18 protein-coding genes are annotated in these 19,909 nt (G+C 71.0%); 8 read left to right on the top strand and 10 right to left on the bottom strand.

Annotation, left to right across the window (positions count from 1 at the left end; translation table 11 throughout):
* Nucleotides 1–48 precede the first annotated feature (48 nt).
* Nucleotides 49–810 (top strand): class I SAM-dependent methyltransferase, encoded by a 762-nt coding sequence (locus tag ACGF2Y_RS12425; RefSeq protein WP_392945651.1) that lies wholly within the window; start codon nucleotides 49–51, stop codon nucleotides 808–810.
* A gap of 138 nt (nucleotides 811–948) precedes the next feature.
* On the opposite strand, the gene ACGF2Y_RS12420 is transcribed toward ACGF2Y_RS12425, so the two are convergent.
* Genes ACGF2Y_RS12420 through ACGF2Y_RS12410 form a run of 3 tightly spaced genes read right to left on the bottom strand, consistent with a single transcriptional unit; the run spans nucleotide 949 to nucleotide 3,669 of the window.
* The gene (locus ACGF2Y_RS12420) at nucleotides 949–1,713 is read right to left on the bottom strand and encodes an amino acid ABC transporter ATP-binding protein (protein ID WP_392945649.1); all 765 of its coding nucleotides are present in this window, start codon (nucleotides 1,711–1,713) and stop codon (nucleotides 949–951) included.
* A complete protein-coding gene (locus ACGF2Y_RS12415) occupies nucleotides 1,710–2,678 on the bottom strand; it encodes an amino acid ABC transporter permease (protein WP_392945647.1) in 969 nt (322 codons plus the stop codon). Before ACGF2Y_RS12415 ends, ACGF2Y_RS12420 begins: the two co-directional genes overlap by 4 nt.
* Before the next feature lie 28 nt (nucleotides 2,679–2,706).
* Nucleotides 2,707–3,669, bottom strand: coding sequence for an ABC transporter substrate-binding protein (locus ACGF2Y_RS12410; RefSeq protein ID WP_392945645.1), 963 nt, complete (start codon nucleotides 3,667–3,669; stop codon nucleotides 2,707–2,709).
* 544 nt (nucleotides 3,670–4,213) lie between these two features.
* On the opposite strand from ACGF2Y_RS12410, the gene ACGF2Y_RS12405 reads away from it, so the two are divergent.
* From ACGF2Y_RS12405 to ACGF2Y_RS12380, 6 genes are all read left to right on the top strand, one after another.
* Nucleotides 4,214–5,467 (top strand): NADP-dependent malic enzyme, encoded by a 1,254-nt coding sequence (locus ACGF2Y_RS12405; protein ID WP_392945643.1) that lies wholly within the window; start codon nucleotides 4,214–4,216, stop codon nucleotides 5,465–5,467.
* Between the two features lie 197 nt (nucleotides 5,468–5,664).
* Nucleotides 5,665–6,633, top strand: a complete 969-nt coding sequence (locus tag ACGF2Y_RS12400) for a zinc-binding dehydrogenase (RefSeq protein WP_392945641.1) — start codon at nucleotides 5,665–5,667, stop codon at nucleotides 6,631–6,633.
* A gap of 78 nt (nucleotides 6,634–6,711) precedes the next feature.
* Nucleotides 6,712–8,136, top strand: a complete 1,425-nt coding sequence (locus ACGF2Y_RS12395; RefSeq protein WP_392945639.1) for a cellulase family glycosylhydrolase — start codon at nucleotides 6,712–6,714, stop codon at nucleotides 8,134–8,136.
* On the top strand, nucleotides 8,114–8,653 hold the full coding sequence (locus ACGF2Y_RS12390) for a GNAT family N-acetyltransferase (protein ID WP_392945637.1): 540 nt from the start codon (nucleotides 8,114–8,116) through the stop codon (nucleotides 8,651–8,653). The genes ACGF2Y_RS12395 and ACGF2Y_RS12390 overlap by 23 nt, the downstream gene beginning before the upstream one ends.
* Before the next feature lie 31 nt (nucleotides 8,654–8,684).
* Nucleotides 8,685–8,894 (top strand): sigma factor-like helix-turn-helix DNA-binding protein, encoded by a 210-nt coding sequence (locus tag ACGF2Y_RS12385; RefSeq protein ID WP_006127526.1) that lies wholly within the window; start codon nucleotides 8,685–8,687, stop codon nucleotides 8,892–8,894.
* Nucleotides 8,894–9,481, top strand: coding sequence for a Clp protease N-terminal domain-containing protein (locus ACGF2Y_RS12380; RefSeq protein WP_392945635.1), 588 nt, complete (start codon nucleotides 8,894–8,896; stop codon nucleotides 9,479–9,481). The genes ACGF2Y_RS12385 and ACGF2Y_RS12380 overlap by 1 nt, the downstream gene beginning before the upstream one ends.
* A gap of 76 nt (nucleotides 9,482–9,557) precedes the next feature.
* Here ACGF2Y_RS12380 and ACGF2Y_RS12375 read toward each other — a convergent pair whose 3' ends face one another.
* Nucleotides 9,558–10,631 (bottom strand): helix-turn-helix transcriptional regulator, encoded by a 1,074-nt coding sequence (locus ACGF2Y_RS12375; protein WP_392945633.1) that lies wholly within the window; start codon nucleotides 10,629–10,631, stop codon nucleotides 9,558–9,560.
* A 1-nt stretch (nucleotide 10,632) separates the two neighbouring features.
* The gene (locus tag ACGF2Y_RS12370) at nucleotides 10,633–11,490 is read right to left on the bottom strand and encodes a DUF4097 domain-containing protein (RefSeq protein ID WP_392945631.1); all 858 of its coding nucleotides are present in this window, start codon (nucleotides 11,488–11,490) and stop codon (nucleotides 10,633–10,635) included.
* 204 nt (nucleotides 11,491–11,694) lie between these two features.
* Here ACGF2Y_RS12370 and ACGF2Y_RS12365 point away from each other — a divergent pair, with 204 nt between their 5' ends.
* Nucleotides 11,695–12,522: a hypothetical protein gene (locus ACGF2Y_RS12365; protein WP_392945629.1), complete on the top strand. Its 828-nt coding sequence runs from the start codon at nucleotides 11,695–11,697 to the stop codon at nucleotides 12,520–12,522.
* A 10-nt stretch (nucleotides 12,523–12,532) separates the two neighbouring features.
* Here the strand turns inward: ACGF2Y_RS12365 and ACGF2Y_RS12360 are convergent, their stop codons facing one another.
* The 5 genes from ACGF2Y_RS12360 to ACGF2Y_RS12340 all read right to left on the bottom strand — a co-directional run bounded on the left by ACGF2Y_RS12360 (nucleotide 12,533) and on the right by ACGF2Y_RS12340 (nucleotide 19,710).
* On the bottom strand, nucleotides 12,533–12,718 hold the full coding sequence (locus ACGF2Y_RS12360; RefSeq protein ID WP_003966321.1) for a DUF6104 family protein: 186 nt from the start codon (nucleotides 12,716–12,718) through the stop codon (nucleotides 12,533–12,535).
* 148 nt (nucleotides 12,719–12,866) lie between these two features.
* The gene (locus tag ACGF2Y_RS12355; protein WP_392945627.1) at nucleotides 12,867–16,664 is read right to left on the bottom strand and encodes a multifunctional oxoglutarate decarboxylase/oxoglutarate dehydrogenase thiamine pyrophosphate-binding subunit/dihydrolipoyllysine-residue succinyltransferase subunit; all 3,798 of its coding nucleotides are present in this window, start codon (nucleotides 16,662–16,664) and stop codon (nucleotides 12,867–12,869) included.
* A 282-nt stretch (nucleotides 16,665–16,946) separates the two neighbouring features.
* A complete protein-coding gene (locus ACGF2Y_RS12350) occupies nucleotides 16,947–18,023 on the bottom strand; it encodes an ATP-binding protein (RefSeq protein ID WP_392945625.1) in 1,077 nt (358 codons plus the stop codon).
* Nucleotides 18,020–18,757 carry a response regulator transcription factor gene (locus ACGF2Y_RS12345; RefSeq protein WP_392945623.1) on the bottom strand — a complete coding sequence of 246 codons (738 nt, stop codon included), beginning with the start codon at nucleotides 18,755–18,757 and terminating at the stop codon, nucleotides 18,020–18,022. The genes ACGF2Y_RS12350 and ACGF2Y_RS12345 overlap by 4 nt, the downstream gene beginning before the upstream one ends.
* A 242-nt stretch (nucleotides 18,758–18,999) precedes the next feature.
* Nucleotides 19,000–19,710 carry a spermidine synthase gene (locus tag ACGF2Y_RS12340; RefSeq protein WP_392945621.1) on the bottom strand — a complete coding sequence of 237 codons (711 nt, stop codon included), beginning with the start codon at nucleotides 19,708–19,710 and terminating at the stop codon, nucleotides 19,000–19,002.
* Nucleotides 19,711–19,909 lie beyond the last annotated feature (199 nt).

The raw sequence follows: 19,909 nt of genomic DNA, 5'->3' as shown, positions 1-19,909 counted from the left end.
CCAGTGTAATGGTCGGTTGACGGAAACGGGCATTACGTGGAGGTTGGCGTGACGGAGACAGCTACGGGCACCGACTGGCAGTCCTGGCAGGAGAGCTGGGACCGGCAGCAGGAGTGGTACATGCCCGACCGCGAGGAGCGGTTCCGGGTGATGCTGGACATGGTCGAGGCGGTCGTCGGACCGGAACCGCGGGTGCTCGACCTCGCGTGCGGTACGGGAAGTATTACGGACCGGCTCCTCAAGCGGTTCCCCAACGCCACGAGCACCGGCGTCGATCTCGACCCCGCGCTCCTGGCCATCGCCCGCGGCACCTTCGAGGGCGACGACCGGGTCGCCTTCGTCACCGCCGACCTCAAGGACCCGGACTGGACCGCCCGGCTGCCCTACACCTCGTACGACGCCGTCCTGACCGCCACCGCCCTGCACTGGCTGCACTGTGAGCCGCTCGCCGAGCTCTACGGGCGGATCGGCGGTCTCGTCCGGGACGGCGGGGTGTTCATGAACGCCGACCACATGATCGACACCGGCACGCCCCGGATCAACGCCGCCGAACGCGCCCACCGGCACGCCGTGAGGGACCGCGCCAAGGACGCCGGAGCGCTGGACTGGGCGGACTGGTGGGCCGTCGCCGCGAAGGACCCGGTCCTCGCCGCACCCACCGCCGAGCGGTTCGCGATCTACGGTGAGCACGCGGACGGCGACATGCCCTCCGCCGACTGGCATGCCCGCACCCTGCTGGCCGCCGGCTTCGGTGAGGCCCGCACGGTCTGGGCGTCGCCCTCGGACGCCCTCGTACTCGCGGTGAAGTAGGTACGGAAGGGCGAAGTCGGTAGGGGAGTAGGTACGGGTTCGCGGAAGCGCCCCGGACACCGGTACACGGAAGCGCCCCGGGCCTGGTCGGACCAACAGGGTCCTGGTCGGTCCGGGGCGCTTCCGTGTGAGCGAGCCCTACAGCACCTTGGACAGGAACGACTTCGTCCGGTCGTGCCGCGGGTTGGTCAGCACCTCGCGCGGGTGGCCCGACTCGACCACCACGCCGTCGTCCATGAAGACCAGCGCGTCGCCCACCTCGCGGGCGAAGCCCATCTCGTGGGTGACGACGATCATCGTCATGCCGTCCTCGGCCAGGCCGCGCATGACGTCCAGGACGTCACCCACCAGCTCCGGGTCGAGGGCCGAGGTCGGCTCGTCGAAGAGCATCAGCTTCGGCTCCATCGCCAGCGCGCGGGCGATGGCCACGCGCTGCTGCTGGCCGCCGGAGAGCTGGGAGGGGTAGTTCTTCGTCTTGTCGGCGAGGCCCACCCGGTCCAGCAGTTTCTCCGCACGGGCGCGGGCCACGGCCTTGGCCTCGCCCTTGACCTGGACCGGGGCCTCCATGACGTTCTCGATGGCCGTCATGTGCGGGAACAGGTTGAACCGCTGGAACACCATGCCGATGTCCCGCCGCTGGAGGGCGACCTCGCTGTCTCTGAGCTCGTAGAGCTTGTCGCCCTTCTGCCGGTAGCCGACCAGCTCGCCGTCGACCGAGAGCCGACCGGCGTTGATCTGCTCCAGGTGGTTGATGCACCGCAGGAAGGTCGACTTGCCGGAGCCGGACGGGCCGACCAGACAGAACACCTCACGCGGGGCGACCTCCAGGTCGATTCCCTTGAGGATGTGGGCTGCGCCGAAGGACTTGTGGACGCCCTCGGCCTTCACCATGGGGGTGGTCATGCGGAGACACCTCCGGAGGGCCGGTTGCTGAACGCGGCGAGGTTGACCTTGACGCGCTGCCACGGCGTGAGCGGCAGCGAGCGCAGCGAGCCGCGGGCGTAGCGGCGCTCCAGGTAGTACTGGCCGACGCTGAACACGCTGGTCATCACGATGTACCAGATGGACGCGACGAACAGCATCTCCATCACCGCGTACGACGTGGAGCCGATCTGCGAGGTGGAGCGGAGCAGCTCGTTGTACGTGACCGCGTAGACCAGCGAGGAGGTCTTCAGCATGTTGATGAACTCGTTGCCGGTCGGCGGGATGATCACCCGCAGCGCCTGCGGGAGGACCACGCGGCGCATGGTCTTGCCCTGGGTCATGCCCAGCGCGTGCGAGGCCTCGGTCTGGCCCTCGTCGACCGACTGGATGCCGGCGCGGCAGATCTCCGCCATATAGGCGGCCTCGTTCAGGGCGAGCCCCAGCAGGGCGCACATGAGCGGGGTCATGACGTCCGTCATCTCGTCCTTGTAGATGAACGGGATGTTCAGGACCGGGAAGATCAGCGCCAGGTTGAACCAGAGCAGCAGCTGTACGTAGACCGGGGTGCCGCGGAAGAACCAGATGTACAGCCAGGCCACCCAGCTGGTGACCGGGTTCTTCGACAGCCGCATCACGGCCAGCACGACGCCGAGGATCACGCCGAGCGCCATCGCCAGGACGCTGATCAGCAGGGTGCGGCCCGCGCCGGCGACGACGGTGCTGTCGAACAGCTTGTCGCCCACGGCGTGCCACTGGATGTTGCCCTGCGAGAAGGCGTACCCGAGGGCGGCGAGGAGGCCGATGACCACGACGCCGCTGATCCAGCGGCCGACATGGCGGACGGGAATGGCCCTGATGTTCTCCGGGACCGTGGTGGCGGCCGGGGAGAGGGGCACCTGACCGGCCGGTGAGCCGACGGGTGCCTTGTCGAGCTTGTCAGTCATCGCGACTGCCCTTCGGTGAAGCGTCCGGTCACTTGCCGCCGTTGATGGCGGCCTTGTCGATCGCTCCCGTACCGGCGCCCCACTTGTCGAGCACCTTCTGGTACGAACCGTCGGCGATGATCGCGTCGACGGCCTCCTTCAGGGCGTCGCGCAGCCCCGTGTTGTCCTTGTTGACGGCGATGCCGAACGGGCCGGCGTCGACCTGCTCGCCCACGACCTCGAACGCCTTGCCGCCGTCGGCCTTGCGCGCCAGGTCCACCGCGACCGGGTAGTCGTTGACCCCGGCGACCGCGCCACCGGCCTTGACCCGCGTCTGGGCCTCGGTGTCGTTCTCGAAGGCCTGGATCTTGATGGCCTTCTCGCCGGCGTCCGTGCAGGCCTTCGACTGCTTCTTGAGAGCCTTCTCGTACGTGGTGGCGCGCTGCACGGCGGCGGTCTTCCCGCAGAGGTCCTCGATGGAGTTGATGCCCTCGGGGTTGCCCTTCTTCGTGTACACCGCGGTACCGGCGAGGAAGTAGTCGACGAAGTCGACGCCCTTGCCCAGCTTCTTGCCCGACTCGTCCAGGCCCTCCTGGCGCTGCTTGTTGTCGGTGATCGACGACATCGCGATGTCGTGGCGCCCGGTGTTCAGGGCGGTGATCAGGCCCTCGAAGGAACCCGAGGTGAACTCGAACTTCACCCCGAGCTGCTTGCCGAGGGCGTCGGCGAGATCAGGGTCCACGCCCACGATCTTTCCGTTCTCGACGGACTCCATCGGGGCGTACTCGGCATTCGTGCCGACCTTGATCACACCGGACTTCTGGTACTTCTCGGGCAGCTTCGCGAAGAGCGGCGCGCCGCTCTTGGTCTCCTTGCCGCTGCCGCTCTCCTGGGAGGAGCTGTCGGTCTGGTCGCCACAGGCGGTGAGGAGCAGGGAGCCGGCGACCGCGATGGCGCCGACCGCCGCAATCCGGGACTTCGCGGTCGTACGACGCGTGATGCTTGCGGTCATGTCGGGATCCTCCGGCAGGTGAGGGTGAGGGTGAGGGTGAGGGTGAGGTGCTGGTGGGCGGCTTGGCACGCACCTTCGAGTGTCGCCACCTTGTGTGATGACGGCATCCTGCCATTCGGACTGGCCCATTCAGGGGTCCTGCCATGTCAAAATCGGATAACGGGCGACCCCCGAACATCAACGGCCGGTGCGCCAGGGCCGGACCATCTGTGGGGATTCATTCCCTCCGCCGGAGAATCTTCGGCCCGTCTCGACCAGTGGACGGCATTTATACCGGTTTGCCGACTTGTCCAGATATTCGACTATGAGTCACGTCACCGCGTCGAAATGGACTCGTCCGTAACCCCGTTCGTCCGGTAAGAAAGACGTTTACACCCCTCATCCGGGGCTCAGGGCGCGTGTGCGGCGCGCCCGCGCGTATGTACCTCAATCCCTGCCAGGGCGGGCCAACCGCTCGGTGCGGGGCACGTACGCGGTGCCCGCCCACCCCTCCTCAACCAGGAGTGGCCACCCTCAAACGATGAAGACTTAAGGGGTCAACACCATGGCAGCGGAGATCGTCAATCCTCGCAGCGACAGCACTACCGACAGCACCACCGACAGCGGCATCCAGCGCACGAGCGCGGCGGACATCGGGGCCGACGAGCCCTTCGATCCGGCCTTCGCCCTCCACCGGGGCGGGAAGATGGCCGTGCAGGCCACCGTCCCGATCCGGGACAAGGACGACCTTTCCCTGGCGTACACGCCCGGTGTGGCGAAGGTGTGCAGCGCCATCGCCGACAACCCCGAGCTCGTCCACGACTACACCTGGAAGTCCCAGGTCGTGGCCGTCGTGACGGACGGCACCGCCGTGCTCGGGCTCGGCGACATCGGGCCCGAGGCGTCCCTCCCCGTCATGGAGGGCAAGGCCATCCTCTTCAAGCAGTTCGGCGGCGTCGACGCGGTGCCGATCGCGCTCGCGACCACCGACGCCGACGAGATCGTCGACACCGTCGTCCGGCTCGCTCCGTCCTTCGGCGGCGTGAACCTGGAGGACATCTCGGCGCCCCGGTGCTTCGAGATCGAGCGCAAGCTCCAGGAGCGCCTGGACATCCCGGTCTTCCACGACGACCAGCACGGCACGGCCGTCGTCACCCTCGCCGCCCTGCGCAACGCCGCGAAACTCTCCGGGCGGACGCTCGGCGACCTGCGCGGTGTCATCTCCGGCGCGGGCGCGGCGGGCGTGGCCATCGCCAAGTTCCTGCTGGAGGCGGGGATCGGCGACATCGCGGTGGCCGACCGCAAGGGCATCGTCAGCCGCGACCGCGACGACCTCACCGAGGTCAAGCGCGAACTGGCCGAGCTCACCAACCGGGCCGGCCTCTCCGGTTCGCTGGAGACGGCGCTCGCCGGTGCGGACGTCTTCATCGGCGTCTCCGGCGGTACGGTCCCGGAGGCGGCGGTGGCCTCGATGGCCCCCGGCGCCTACGTCTTCGCGATGGCCAACCCGAACCCGGAGGTCCACCCCGAGGTCGCGCACAAGTACGCGGCCGTCGTGGCGACCGGCCGTTCGGACTTCCCGAACCAGATCAACAACGTGCTGGCCTTCCCGGGCATCTTCGCCGGCGCGCTCCAGGTCCGGGCCTCCCGGATCACCGAGGGCATGAAGATCGCCGCCGCGAACGCGCTGGCGGATGTCGTGGGCGACGAGCTGGCGGCGGACTACGTGATCCCCTCGCCGTTCGACGAGCGGGTCGCTCCGGCGGTCACCGCTGCGGTGGCGGCGGCGGCCCGTGCGGAGGGTGTGGCGCGGCGCTGAGTGGCGTTGAGCGGTACTTGTCGGGCGGGGCCTGTGGATCGGGCCCCGCCTCTCTGCTTCCTCCGGCGGCCGTCTCCAGCCCCTCCGGCGGCTCGATCTGCCCTGGAGGGGCTTGAAGGTGCGGGCGCGCACCCGGTTGGTGTGCGTCACACGTGCAGGCGGTTACGCGACTGCCCCGCCCCGCCTATCGTCGAGCCATGTTCGCCGCCTACGCAGCCCGCATCGATCCCGACCAGCCCCTCGACGGACTGGAGCTGGGCGACCGCCCGGCCCCCGACGCGCGTCCCGGGTGGACCACCGTCACCGTCCGGGCCGCCTCCCTCAACCACCACGACCTCTGGTCCCTGCGGGGCGTGGGCCTCTCGCAGGACCGGCTGCCGATGATCCTCGGCTGCGACGCGGCCGGCGTCGACCAGGACGGCAACGAGGTCGTCCTGCACTCCGTCATCGGGCAGTCGGGGCACGGCGTCGGGCCGAAGGAGCCGCGCTCCATCCTCACCGAGCGCTACCAGGGCACCTTCGCCGAGCAGGTCACCGTCCCCACCTGGAACGTCCTGCCCAAGCCGAAGGAGCTCAGCTTCGAGGAGGCCGCCTGCCTGCCGACCGCCTGGCTCACCGCGTACCGGATGCTGTTCACCAACGCCGGGGTGCGGCCCGGCGATTCCGTGCTCGTCCAGGGCGCGGGCGGCGGGGTAGCCACCGCCGCGATCGTGCTCGGGAAGGCCGCCGGCCTGCGGGTCTTCGCCACCAGCCGGGACAAGGCCAAGCGCGAGCGGGCGGTCGGCCTCGGCGCTCTGGAGGCGTACGAGCCCGGCGCCCGGCTGCCGCAGCGGGTGGACGCCGTCATCGAGACCGTCGGGGCCGCCACCTGGTCCCACTCCGTGAAGTCGCTGCGCCCCGGCGGCACCCTCGTCATCTCCGGGGCCACCAGCGGCGACCGGCCCGCGCACGCCGAGCTGACCCGGATCTTCTTCCTGGAACTGAAGGTCGTCGGCTCCACCATGGGTTCCAAGGACGAGCTGGAGGACCTGCTCGCGTTCTGCGCGACCACCGGGGTGCGCCCGGTCATCGACGAGGCGCTGCCGCTGGACCGGGCCCGGGAGGGGTTCCAGCGGCTGGAGTCGGGCGACCTGTTCGGGAAGATCGTGCTGAAGCCGACTTCCTGAGAACCCACCGGTAACGCCCTCTTGATGGATCGTCAGATCTGCTGATGGGATCGGCCCATGCGAATGGGCAGAGCACTCATGGCAGTTGTCGTCGCGTCCGTGCTCGCGGCGGGGGCCCTCGCCCCCGCCGCCTCGGCGCGCCCCGCACCCGTAACCGCACCGGCCTCCGGGTCCCACGAACGTTCGATCCCGCCGCTGACCGACGACCGGGGGCGCACCCTCACCCTGCGCGGCTGGAACGTCGAGGACAAGGCGAACCGCGGCGGGGCGGCCCTCACCGCCATCACCGAGCGGCACTTCCGCGACCTGCGCGCGGGCGGCTTCAACTTCGCCCGGCTGCTGGTCTTCTGGGACGATCTGGAGCCCACCCGCGGCCAGTACAGCGAGCGCTACCTCCGGCGGATCGAGCGCATTCTGGACTGGGCGCGCAAGCACCGCATCCATGTCCTCATCGACGCCCACCAGGACGTCTTCGGGCCCGCGTTCGGGCACCGGGGCATCCCCGCCTGGGCCACCAGGACCGACGGGCTGCCGTTCACCCCGAACCCCGACGACTGGTTCTCCGAGTACTTCCAGCCCGCCGTCCAGCGGGCCTTCACCCACCTCTACGAGGATCCCGACCTCCAGCGCGCCCAGGCCGCCATGTGGCAGGTCCTCGCGGAACGTTTCCGCCACCACCCGGCCGTCATCGGCTACGACCTGATCAACGAGCCGATGGGGGAGCTGCGCGAGGGCGAGGACCCGCCGGCCGCCGCCCGCCGCATCGAGGCCCAGCACCTCACCCCGATGTACAACCGGCTCGCCCGTGCCATCCGCGCCAAGGACCGCTCCACCTGGCTCTTCGTCGAGCCGACCCCCATCGTCGGGGAAGGCGTGCCCACCGGGCTGGGGCGGATCGAGGACCGGCGGACCGTGTACGCCCCGCACTTCTACAACACCGCCATGGAGGCGGGCGCCGACTACGACCCCGAGGCCGGCTGGATCGAGGCGTACGAGGCCGCCGTCACCGCGTACCCGGCCCGCTACCGGATGCCCGTGGTCGTCGGCGAGTGGGGACCCCTGAACAACTCCCTCCCCAACATGGGCCGCTTCTACCGCGAGGCCGTCGCCTCCCTGAACCGCTACAGCTCCGGCTGGGCGGGGTACGTCTGGTGCTACGGCGGCGGCTACTGCGCGGTCGACGAACACGGCCGCTTCCGTACGAACAAGGAGCAGACGGCCACTCCGTACGCCCCGGCCGTCGCGGGAACCGTCAGCTCCGAGGCGTACGACGCGGACACCCGCACCTACCGCCTCGCCTACCGGGCGGCCGCCCGCCCCGGGGTGACGGAGCTGTCCCTCCCGCCCTCGCCCCGGGGCTGGCGCGTCTCCGTCACCGGCCCGGCGCGCGTCCTCGGCAAGCCGTCGCGCGCGGGGTGGCCGGTCGTGCCGGCGTGGCCCGGGGCCGAGGTGGTGGTGACCGTGCGGGAGGCTGGCCCGTATGGACGAACTGACCACCCCTGAAGGGTTTCTGCTGCGCCCCTGGCTGCCCGCCGACGCGCCGGCCGTGCTCCGCGCCTTCGCCCCGGCCGACATGGACCGCCAGACCGACCGGCCCGTGTTCGACCGGCCCGGGGCGCTGGCCTGGATCGCGGACCGCACGCGTGAGCGGGGAGCACGCACAGGCTTCTCCTGGGCCGTCGCGGGGGAGGGCGGCGAAGCCCTCGGCTGCGTCGCTCTCGGCGCCGTGAACCGGGCCCATGGCACCGGCTGGGTCTCCTACTGGACCACGGAGACCGCACGCGGCCGGGGCGTCGCCCCGGCCGGGGTGCGGGCCCTGGCGCGCTGGGCCTTCGACGGACTCGGGCTGTACCGGCTGGAGCTGGGCCACCGCACCGACAACCCGGCCTCCTGCCGGGTCGCGGCCCGGTCCGGATTCGCGCCCGAAGGCATCGAGCGGGCCAAGCTGCGCTACGGCGACGTCCGGTACGACGTCGAACGGCACGCCCGCCTCGCCGACGATGATGTCAACTTTGATTGACGAGGTGATGGTGTCAATGTAGGTTGACACCATGACCGAAGCAACGGATCTGGCCGCACGTGCCGGTGACCGCGACCCGCGCGTCGGGCTGCGGGCGGTGGCCGCGCTGCGGCGGCTGCTGGAACAGCTCGAAGCCGTACAAGTCAGAAGTGCCCGCGTCCAGGGCTGGTCGTGGCAGGAGATCGCCGCCGAGCTGGGTGTCAGCCGGCAGGCCGTGCACAAGAAGTACGGGAGGCGTTGATGTTCGAGCGATTCACCCGAGGGGCCCGCGCGACCGTGAAGGGCGCCGTGACCCGGGCGGAGCACATCGGGGCCGACTCGGTCACCGAGGAACACCTGTTGCTCGCGCTGCTGGAACAGGAGGGCGGCCGGGCCGCGTCCGCCGTCACCGCCCTCGGTCTCCGGGACCGCCGGGCCTCCCTGGAGGCCTCCTTCGCCGAGGCCCGCCGCCGCGGCGGCCTGACCAAGGCCGACGCCGACGCCCTCGCCGGCATCGGGATCGACGTCGGCGCGATCGTGTCCCGGGTCGAGACGGCCCACGGCGAGGGAGCCCTGGCCGCCGGCCGCGGCAGCCGCCGGTGGTGGTCCGGGCACCGCGCCTTCACCCCGGGCGCGAAGGCCGTCCTGGAGAAGTCGCTACGGGTCGCCCTGGAGCGCGGCGACCGGTTCATCGGCGAGGAGCACCTGCTCCTGGCCCTCACCGCGATGCCCGGAGTCGTCGCCGACGTCCTCGCCGAGCACGGCGCGACCTGTGCGACCGTCCAGCGCGCGCTGTACGGCCCCGATGCCGACGCCGACGGGGGGCAGGGGCACGCCAAGGCCGGGTGAGCGTACGCACGGAGAGGCGGACGTCCGGTTCCGGACGTCCGCCTCTTCGGGGTCAGGCCCTGGCTCAGGCTCTGGCTCAGGCCTTCCGCTCGTCGTCGGCTCGGGCCTTCGCCTCGTCCTCCGCCGTCAGCAGCGCCTCGATCCGCGCCGTCGCCGCGCCCAGCTGGCGGCGGGCCTCCGCGAGCTGGTCCTCCGTCACCCCGTGATCGCGGGCCGCGTCCCGGATGCCGTCGCGGAAGCGGTCCAGCAGGCGGTCCAGGTCGCGCACCGGATCACCGGCCGACGGCACGTCCTGCCCCCAGTCCGCGCCGGGGACCGGGGCCTGGGCGGGCGGGGCGGTCTCCGGCTCGGGCTTGCCGAACGGGGGCCAGGCGCCGGACCGCGCGAGGCCGCCGAGCTGGCCGGTGATCTCCGCGAGACCCTCCCGTACGCCGGAGGGCCAGTCGCCCCGCGCGAAGTGCTCCTGCACCTGGCGGGCGGCGGTCTGCATCTGCTCGCGCGCCTTCTCCTGGGCCTCCTTGGCCTGACGGCGGGCCTGCTGGGCGTCCTCGCGGGCGCGCCGGGACTCGTCCTTCGCCCGGCGGGCCTGCTCCTTCCACTCCTGCTTGGCCCGGCGCAGCTCCTCCTTCGCCGTGCGCCACGCCTCGCTGTCGCCGAGGTCGCCCAGACCGCCGAAGTCGCCGAAGTCGCCGAACGGGGAGGAGGGTTCGCCCTTCCCCGTCCCCTTCGCCCTGCCGCTCCCGGCCCCCGCCTTCGTGCCGTGCCGGGACTCCGACGCGGCCGCCCGCATGTCGCTGCGCAGCCGGCCCGCCGCGCCCCGGACGTCGTCGCGTATCTCGGCGGCCAGTTCGGAGACCGAGTCGCGGATCTCCAGCTCCAGGTCGGCCAGTTCGCCGCTGCGGCCCGCCAGCTCCTCGCGGCCGGCGTCGGTGATCGAGTAGACCTTGCGGCCGCCCTCGGTGGCGTGGGTGACCAGGCCCTCGGCCTCCAGCTTGGCCAGCCGCGGGTAGACCGTGCCGGCGGACGGGGCGTACAGGCCCTGGAAGCGCTCCTCCAGCAGGCGGATGACCTCGTAGCCGTGGCGGGGCGCCTCGTCGAGGAGCTTGAGGAGATACAGCCGCAGACGGCCGTGGGCGAATACGGGAGGCATGTCAGAGAACCTTTCCGGTCGGCTCGGCGGCGTACGCGTCGTCCTCGACGGGCGGCCTGCGCAGGAGGGCGATCGAACCGGACACGGTCGTCGCCCGCAGGGTCCCCGTCCCGGCGCCCAGCGTGCCGGTGATCTTCTTCGCCCCCCACTGCCCGCCGACCCGCAGGCCCTCGAAGGCGTTGGAGACGGTCCCGCTCGCGGTGTTCGCCTCGACCCTGGCGTCGGCCGGGTGCGGCAGCCGGATCGCGATCTCACCGGACACCGTGGTCAGCCTGATGTCCGTGGGTTTCCCGGAGGGGTCGACGTCCAGCACCATGTCACCGCTGACCGACTCGGCCCGGACCGAGGTCCCCGCCCCGTCGACCACCGTCAGATCACCGGACACCGAGTGGAAGCGCAGGTCCCCCGTGACACTCTGCGCCTCCAGGCTGCCCGACACGGACTCCCCGCGCACCGCGCCGGTCAGCCCGACGAGCGTGGAGTCCCCGGTGATGCCGCGGACCTCGGTACGGCCGCTGACGCCGGAGACGACGGCCCCGGCGCCGATCACGCCGACCTCGACCGAGGAAGCGGCCGGCACGACGAGCGAGACCACGGCGCTGCGGCGGCGGCCCTTGGGGTCGAACCAGCGCAGGAAGTCCTGCCAGGGCAGGTCCTCGTAGGCCACGGTGAGCCGGCCGTCCTCCTGGGTCACGATCAGCGGCGGTCCCTCGATCGCGGAGACCTCCAGCCGGGCGTCCGGCTCGTCGGTCCCGACCACGTTGACCGTGCCGTCGACGATGCGCACATGGAGCGCCGTCACCGGATCGTCGAAGGCGAGCTTCCGCGGCTCGGCGATGGTCCATGTCGACACAGGCATGGATGTCCTCCCGGAAAGCGTGGCGACGCAACATATCGCGTCTCGTCCAGAACACGATATATCGCGGATGAGGGAAGTCAAGGGAAGCCGAGTGGGCTGAGGGGGTCGGGGAGAAGAGGCGGGCGGGGGGTCCCGCGGGAGGCCGCCGTGGCGAAACGCATGCGGCAGCATCAAATGTGGGCATATTGCCCTAGCGTGTGAGCCATGAACGCGACATCCACCGGGGCCCTCCTGCTGTGCCGGGCCGACCCCGAGACCGTACGGCCGCTCGCCCACCTGCTGCGCGAGCAGATGCTGCTGGCCCGCGCGGGCGAGGAGTGGAGCGTGCTCGTCCCGGAGGGGAAGCCCTGGCGGACCGGGGGCGCGGAGCGGGACGCCGAGCCGGTCGACCGGGTCCTCGGCGGCTGGGCCGCCGCGCTCGCCGTCGGCTCCACCTGGCCGGTGCTCGCCCTGTGGTGGGACGCCGACCGGGCCGGATACACCCTCGCCGCCGGGTTCCGCCGCCCTGTGGGCTACGTCTGGCTGACCGACGGCACCCCGGTGGGCGAGGACGAGGCCATGCGGACCTTCGCGGTCCGGCTCGGCCTCGACCCGGTGCTGGACGTGCAGGCACTGGAGGGGCTGACCCACCCCGATCCGGACGCGGGCGCGGACGCCAGGCTGCGCGGGCTGCTCGCCGTCCTCGCCGGTACCGGGCTGGCCCTGCCCGCCGGACTCTCACCGGGCAGCAGCGCCGACCGGCTGCGCAGCGTCGCGGCGGTGCAGCGCGGGGTGCAGCGCGTCGAGTGGGCCGGCTGGCGTGATGCCGTACGCGTCGAACTGGACGCGGTCGAGAGCAGCCGGGTCGGCCCGTGGGTACGCGGCCCCCGCGCGCGGGCCGTCGCCGCCGTCCAGCTCGCGGCCGGGCTTCCGCTCCTGCTGTGGGGCGTCCGCCGCCGCAGCGGCGGCTGGGCGGCGGCCGGTGCCGTGCTCCTGGCGCAGGGCGCGCTGGGACTCGCGTACGAACGGGCCAGGGCGGGCGCGGGACACTAGCGCCGGCGGGTTACGCGTCCTCGTCGTCCTCGTCGTCCAGCCGTGCCAGCCAGGTCGCGAGGCGCTCGACGGGCACCTCGAAGTCGGGGTTGAGATCGACGAACGTCCGCAGCTGCTCGGCGAGCCACTCGAAGGTGACCTCCTCCTCGCCGCGCCGCTTCTCCAGTTCCTCGATGCCACGGTCCGTGAAGTACATGCGCACAGGATATCGAGGCGCGGACGCCCACCGGAACGCCGGATACGCCAGGGCCCCCGGCACCGCGACAACGCCGGGGACCCGGTCCCGCGACGAGCGCGGAACCGGGTCCCAGTGGCGTACGAACAGCGCGTACGGCTACGCGGTCCTAGGCGTCGAAGACCTCGTTGACCAGCTGCGTCTGCTCCGCCTGGTGGCGCTTGGCCGAGCCGACCGCCGGGGACGAGCCGTGCGGCCGCGAGATGCGGCGCAGGCGCTCGCCGTGCGGCACGTCCGAGCCGACCGCGAGGTCCAGGTGGTCGATCAGGTTGAGCGCGATGAACGGCCACGCACCCTGGTTCGCCGGCTCCTCCTGGGCCCACAGGTACTTCTCGGCGTTCGGGTACTTCGCGATCTCGGCCTGGATCTCCGCACCCGGCAGCGGGTACAGGCGCTCCAGCCGGATGATCGCGGTCTCCGTGTCGCCGCGCTTCTCCCGCTCGGCGTCCAGGTCGTAGTAGAGCTTGCCCGCGCAGAAGACGACCTTGCGGACGTCCTCGGCCTTGACCGACGCGTCGCCGATCACCGGGCGGAAGCCGCCGGTGGTGAACTCCTCGATCGCCGAGGCCGCCGCCTTCAGACGCAGCATCGACTTCGGGGTGAAGACGATGAGCGGCTTGTGGTGCGGGTTGTGCACCTGCCAGCGCAGCAGGTGGAAGTAGTTCGACGGGAGGGTCGGCATCGCGACCGTCATGTTGTCCTGCGCGCACATCTGGAGGAAGCGCTCCGGGCGGGCCGAGCTGTGGTCCGGACCCTGGCCCTCGTAGCCGTGCGGCAGCAGCAGCGTTACGCCGGAGGTCTGGCCCCACTTCTGCTCGGCCGAGGAGATGAACTCGTCCACGACGGTCTGCGCGCCGTTGACGAAGTCACCGAACTGGGCCTCCCAGATGACCAGCGACTCCGGACGGGCCAGCGAGTAGCCGTACTCGAAGCCCATCGCCGCGTACTCCGAGAGCAGCGAGTCGTAGACGTTGTACCGGGCCTGGTCGTCGGCCAGGTACAGCAGCGGGGTGTAGTCCTCGCCGGTGACCTGGTCGACCAGGACCGCGTGGCGCTGGCCGAACGTGCCGCGGCGGGTGTCCTGGCCGGCGAGCCGGACCGGGGTGCCCTCCATCAGCAGCGAACCGATGGCCAGCGTCTCGCCCATGCCCCAGTCGATCGTGCCGTTCTCCACCGAGGCCGCGCGACGCTGCATCTGCGGCATCAGACGGGGGTGGACGGTGATCGAGTCGGGGATGTTGACCTGCGACTCGGCGATCCGCTTGACGACCTCGGTGGAGACCGCGGTCTCCAGGGCCACCGGGAACGCGGCCTGCGGCTCCGGGACGTGCGGGGCGGCCGGCTGCGAGGTGGCCTCGCGGACCTCCGCGAAGACCTTCTCCAGCTGACCCTGGAAGTCCTGGAGCGCCTGCTCCGCCTCTTCCAGCGTGATGTCGCCGCGACCGATGAGGGACTCGGTGTACAGCTTGCGCACCGAGCGCTTCTTGTCGACCAGGGTGTACATCTGCGGGTTGGTGAACTCCGGGTTGTCGGTCTCGTTGTGACCGCGACGGCGGTAGCAGATGAGGTCGATCACGACGTCCTTGTTGAACGCCTGGCGGAACTCGAAGGCGAGCCGCGCGACGCGGACCACGGCCTCCGGGTCGTCGCCGTTGACGTGGATGATCGGCGCCTCGATCATGCGCGCCACGTCGGTGGCGTACATCGAGGAACGCGAGGACTCCGGGGCGGCGGTGAAGCCGACCTGGTTGTTGATCACCACGTGCACGGTGCCGCCGGTGCGGTAGCCGCGCAGCTGCGACATGTTGAGCGTCTCGGCGACGACGCCCTGGCCCGCGAAGGCCGCGTCGCCGTGCAGCGCGACGGGCAGGACCGTGAAGTCCGTGCCGCCCTTGTTGATGATGTCCTGCTTGGCGCGGGCGATGCCCTCCAGGACAGGGTCGACCGCCTCCAGGTGCGAGGGGTTGGCGGCCAGCGAGACCTTGATCTGCTCGCCGTCCAGACCGGTGAAGGTGCCCTCGGCGCCCAGGTGGTACTTGACGTCGCCGGAGCCGTGCATCGAGCGCGGGTCGAGGTTGCCCTCGAACTCGCGGAAGATCTGCGCGTACGACTTGCCGACGATGTTCGCCAGGACGTTCAGCCGGCCGCGGTGGGCCATGCCGATGACGACCTCGTCGAGGCGGGACTCGGCGGCGGAGTCGATGACCGCGTCGAGCAGCGGGATGACGGACTCGCCGCCCTCCAGCGAGAACCGCTTCTGGCCGACGTACTTCGTCTGCAGGAACGTCTCGAACGCCTCCGCGGCGTTCAGCCGGCGCAGGATGCGCAGCTGCTCCTCGCGCTCGGGCTTCGGACGCGGGCGCTCGACCCGGTCCTGGAGCCACTTGCGCTGCTTCGGGTCCTGGATGTGCATGAACTCGATGCCGGTGGTGCGGCAGTACGACTCACGGAGCACACCGAGGATGTCGCGGAGCTTCATCATCGTCTTGCCGGCGAACCCGCCGACCGCGAACTCCCGCTCAAGGTCCCACAGGGTGAGGCCGTGCTCGGTGATGTCCAGGTCGGGGTGCTTGCGCTGGTGGTACTCCAGCGGGTCGGTGTCGGCCATGACGTGGCCGCGGACCCGGTAGGAGTGGATCAGCTCGAAGACCCGCGCGGCCTTGGTGACGTCGTCGTCGTGCGAGGCGTCGATGTCCTTGAGCCAGCGGACCGGCTCGTAGGGGATGCGCAGCGCCTTGAAGATCTCGTCGTAGAACTCGTTCTCGCCGAGCAGCAGCTGGGCCAGCACCCGCAGGAACTCGCCGGAGGCGGCGCCCTGGATGACCCGGTGGTCGTACGTCGAGGTCAGCGTCATGACCTTCGAGATACCGAGCTTGTTCAGGGTGTCCTGCGAGGTGCCCTGGAACTCCGCCGGGTAGTCCATCGCGCCGACGCCCATGATGAGGCCCTGACCGGGCATCAGGCGGGGCACCGAGTGGACGGTGCCGATGCCGCCGGGGTTGGTCAGCGAGGCGGTGACGCCGGAGAAGTCGTCCATGCCGAGCTTGCCGATGCGGGCGCGCCGGACGATGTCCTCGTACGCCTGCCAGAACTCGAAGAAGTTGAGCGTCTCGGCCTTCTTGATGGCCGCGACGACCAGCTGGCGGTCGCCGTTCGGCTTCACCAGGTCGATGGCCAGACCCAGGTTGATGTGCTCCGGCTTGACCAGGGTCGGCTTGCCGTCCTTCGTGGCGAAGGAGTAGTTCATCGACGGCATGGCCTTGAGGGCCTGCACCATCGCGTACCCGATGAGGTGCGTGAAGGAGATCTTCCCGCCGCGGGCGCGCTTGAGGTGGTTGTTGATGACGATGCGGTTGTCGAAGAGCAGCTTCACCGGGACCGCGCGGACGGATGTGGCCGTCGGCAGCTCCAGCGAGGCGTTCATGTTCTTCGCGACGGCGGCCGAGGGGCCGCGCAGCGTCACGTACTCCGGGCCGGCCGGGGCCTCGGTGGCTTCGTCGGCCTTGGCCTTGGCGGGCGCGGCGGCGGGCTTCGCCGTCGCGGGCTTCGCCGGGGCCGGGGCCGACGGGGCGGCCTTGGCCGGGGCCGGCTGCGCCGGAGCCGCCGGAGCGGCTGCGGGCGCGGCCTTCACCGGGGCCGGAGCGGCCGCCGGGGCAGCCGCGGCGGAGGCCGGGACCTCGGTCACCGGGGCCCCGGGAACGGGCTTGTCCGCCGTGCCGGAGGCGCCCGGCTTGTAGTCGGCGAAGAAGTCCCACCAGGCGCGATCGACCGAACCGGGATCCTGGAGGTACTGCTGGTAGATCTCGTCGACGAGCCATTCATTGGCGCCGAACGCGGCGGCCGGGTTGATGCCCGGTCCGGCTTGGTCGGTCGAGATGCTCGAGTTACTGGGGGACTGAGACGACACGGCGGCAACCGCCCTCTTCCGCTTCACAAGGTGATGGACAGCGGAAATCAAGGCTACGCCCCCCGAACCGTTCCTTGCAGACCGGGCCGGTGCTTCGTCGTGCACATCACATCGGAAGGCGGGTTTCGGCGCAGGAAATGGCGGGAAGCAAGCGAGGTTCCACTGCACTTCGGGTACGCAGGACCGTGGATACGGTCGTCCGACCGTATCCCCTTGAGGTCCCCTGCTGGCAGGACACGGATGAACGTGCCTTTCCGGTTCGACCCTATGTCAACCGCGTCGTCAACCGCGCGGCTCGGGGATTCCCGGGAGGGTGACCTCGATGCGACAGCCCTGTGTGGATTCGGCCACCCCGATCCGCCCGCCGTGCAGATCGACCGCCCACCGGGCGATGGCCAGCCCCAGTCCCGTACCGCCGTCGCTCCCCGGACCGTGCGGGGACGGCACCTGACCCCGGTTGAAGCGCTCGAACACCCGGTGGCGCTCGGCCTCCGGGATGCCGGGCCCCTCGTCGACGACCTCCAGCTCCAGCGACTCGGGACGGTCCCCGCGCCGTGCCAGCACGGTCACCCGGCCGTGCGGCGGGCTGTGCTTGACCGCGTTGTCGATGAGGTTGGCGACCACCTGGTGCAGCCGCTCGGTGTCCGCGTGCGCGGTGAGCTCCGGCGGCGAGACGTCCAGGTGCAGGTGGACATCCGTACGGGAGTTGTTGCCCGAACCGGGCGACAGGCGTCGGTGGGAGGCGGCGAGATTGGCCTCTTTCAGTACGCCCGACAGATACGGCCACACCTCGAAACGGCGGGCCTTGAGCGTCACCACCCCGTGGTCCAGCCGCGACAGGTCCAGCAGCGTCTCGACCAGCCGGCCGAGCCGCTCCGTCTGCTGGAGCGCCGTGCGCATCATCTCCGGATCGGCGGCGGACACCCCGTCCACCACGTTCTCCAGCACGGCTCTCAGCGCCGCGATCGGTGTGCGCAGCTCATGGCTGACATTGGCGACCAGCTCTTTTCGGTGCCGGTCCTCCTCCTCCAGATCATTCGCCATGCGGTTGATCGTCTGCGCCAGGTCGCCCAGCTCGTCCCGCCGCCCGGCGCCGCTCACCCGGCGGGTGTAGTCGCCGTGCGAGATGGACCGGGCCACCGCTCTCATCTCGTCCAGCGGCGCGGTCAGACCGTGCGCCACGAACTGGGTGATCAGCAGCGTCGCGATCACCGAGAACACGGTGATGAAGCGGAACTCCGTACGGGTGCGCAACGCCACGATCAGCAGCCCCGTGGTGATGAACACCGAGACCACGACGAGCGTGCCGAGCTTGGCCTTGATCGAGAAGGGCCGCAGTCCGGACCCCGGCCGCGTCATGGCGCGGGAGTCTCCAGGGCGTAGCCCACGCCGTGCACGGTGCGGATCCGCTCCGCGCCGATCTTCCGGCGCAGCGCCTTGATGTGGCTGTCGACCGTGCGGGTGCCCGAGGCGTCCGCCCAGTCCCACACCTCGGCGAGCAACTGCTCCCGGGAGAGCACCGCGCGCGGGGTGTTGGCGAGGCAGACCAGCAGGTCGAACTCGGTCGGCGTGAGGTGAACGTCGTCGGCCCGCACCCGGACCCGGCGCTGCGCGTGGTCGATCTCCAGCTCGCCCAGGCGCAGTATCCCGCTGCGCGGGGTGACGGCCGCCAGCGCGGCCCGCTCCACCCGGCGCAGCAGCACGTGCACCCGGGCGGCCAGCTCCCGCATGGAGAACGGCTTGGTCATGTAGTCGTCGGCGCCGACCCCGAGCCCGACCAGCATGTCGGTCTCGTCGTCGCGTGCGGTGAGCATCAGCACCGGCACCGGGCGCTGGGCCTGCACCCGGCGGCAGACCTCCAGGCCGTCGAAGCCGGGAAGCATGATGTCGAGCACCATCAGGTCGGGCTGCCAGGCCTCGGCCGCGTCCACGGCCGCAGGGCCGTCCAGCGCGGTCTGCACGAGGAAGCCCTCCGCCCGCAGCCGGGCGGAAATGGCGTCGACGATCGTGGCGTCGTCCTCGACCACCAGCACCCGGCGCTGAGCCCCGGGGGTGGCCGCGGCGCCGTTGTGGGTGGTGTGTGTCTGTTCCATCGCCCCGCCCCTGCCCGTTCTCGCGGGAGCCTGTCCCCCGGAGGCACGGTCTTCGCTCGTGGATTTCGTGGGTGATCCCGTGTGCCGGTCAGCAGCGTAAAGGCAGCGGAGGGCTCCCGGCTACGCAGGGTGTTGCCCCCGCGGCGCGGGTTCAACCCTCCGGGCAGCCGGATCGTCGCCCTTGTGCCGGTTGGCCCGTGCCACCGCCGGGCCCCGCACACCGGAAGGGGGGGGTCAGACCCTCAGGCCGCCCGGAGTGCGAGATGGACCACGTCGGGCACACCTCGGGCAACAGCCACCTCTTCCGTCCTTACCCCGCTGAACCCGGCATTCCGCAAGGCCTGTTCGAAGGCCGGCGACGGCTGCGCGGACCAGACGGCGAGCACGCCGCCCGGGGTCAGCCGGTCGTGGCAGTGCGCCAGACCGGTGGCGGAATAGAGGCTTTCGTTACCGTCCGTGACGGTCCAGTCGGGCCCGTTGTCGATGTCCAGGCAGAGTGCGTCGTAACGCTCCGTGGCGGTACGGAGGTGGGCGACGAGATCCGTGTGCAGGATCCCGGTCCGGGGGTCGGCCAGCGCCGGCCCGGAGATCCGGTCCAGCGGCCCGGACCGGTGCCAGTCCACGATCGCCTGCTCCCGCTCCACGACCACGATCCGGCCCCAGCGCTCCTCCTCGGCGGCCCGCACCAGGGAGAACCCGACGCCCAGACCGCCGATCAGCACCGAGGGGCGGCTCCGCCCGGCGGGCAGCGCGGCCAGCGCGGCGTCGATCAGCAGCCGCTCGGAGCGCCCGTCGGAGGTGTCCATCAGGAAGCAGCCGTTGGCGATGATCTCGAAGTGCTCCCCGCGCTCCCGCAGGACGACTTCACCGAAGGGGCCCTCGCGGCGGTCGAGGGCGACGGGGGTGTCGGTGGAACGCGTCGGCGGTGGGGCGGGGGCGGACATCGCGGACATGGCGTGGCTCTCCGGTCTCCGGTCGTGGCAGTCGGTGCCCGTCCATCCTGTCCGCCGCTCGGGGCGAAGGCCAGCACGTTTCCCGCTCCGGGGGTGGGGAACAAGGGTCCGCCCCGCAGCGCTCCCGTACATGGAGGGCCTGCCCGGCCCGGGAGCGACGGCCGGTCCGGACGGGCGGGAACCGTCTGATCGCTCAGAG

The organism is Streptomyces sp. NPDC048142 (assembly GCF_043202835.1).
Taxonomy (GTDB): Bacteria; Actinomycetota; Actinomycetes; order Streptomycetales; family Streptomycetaceae; genus Streptomyces.
Note: the sequence above shows the minus strand (reverse complement) of the source record. Positions and strands in the feature narration are given on the sequence as shown.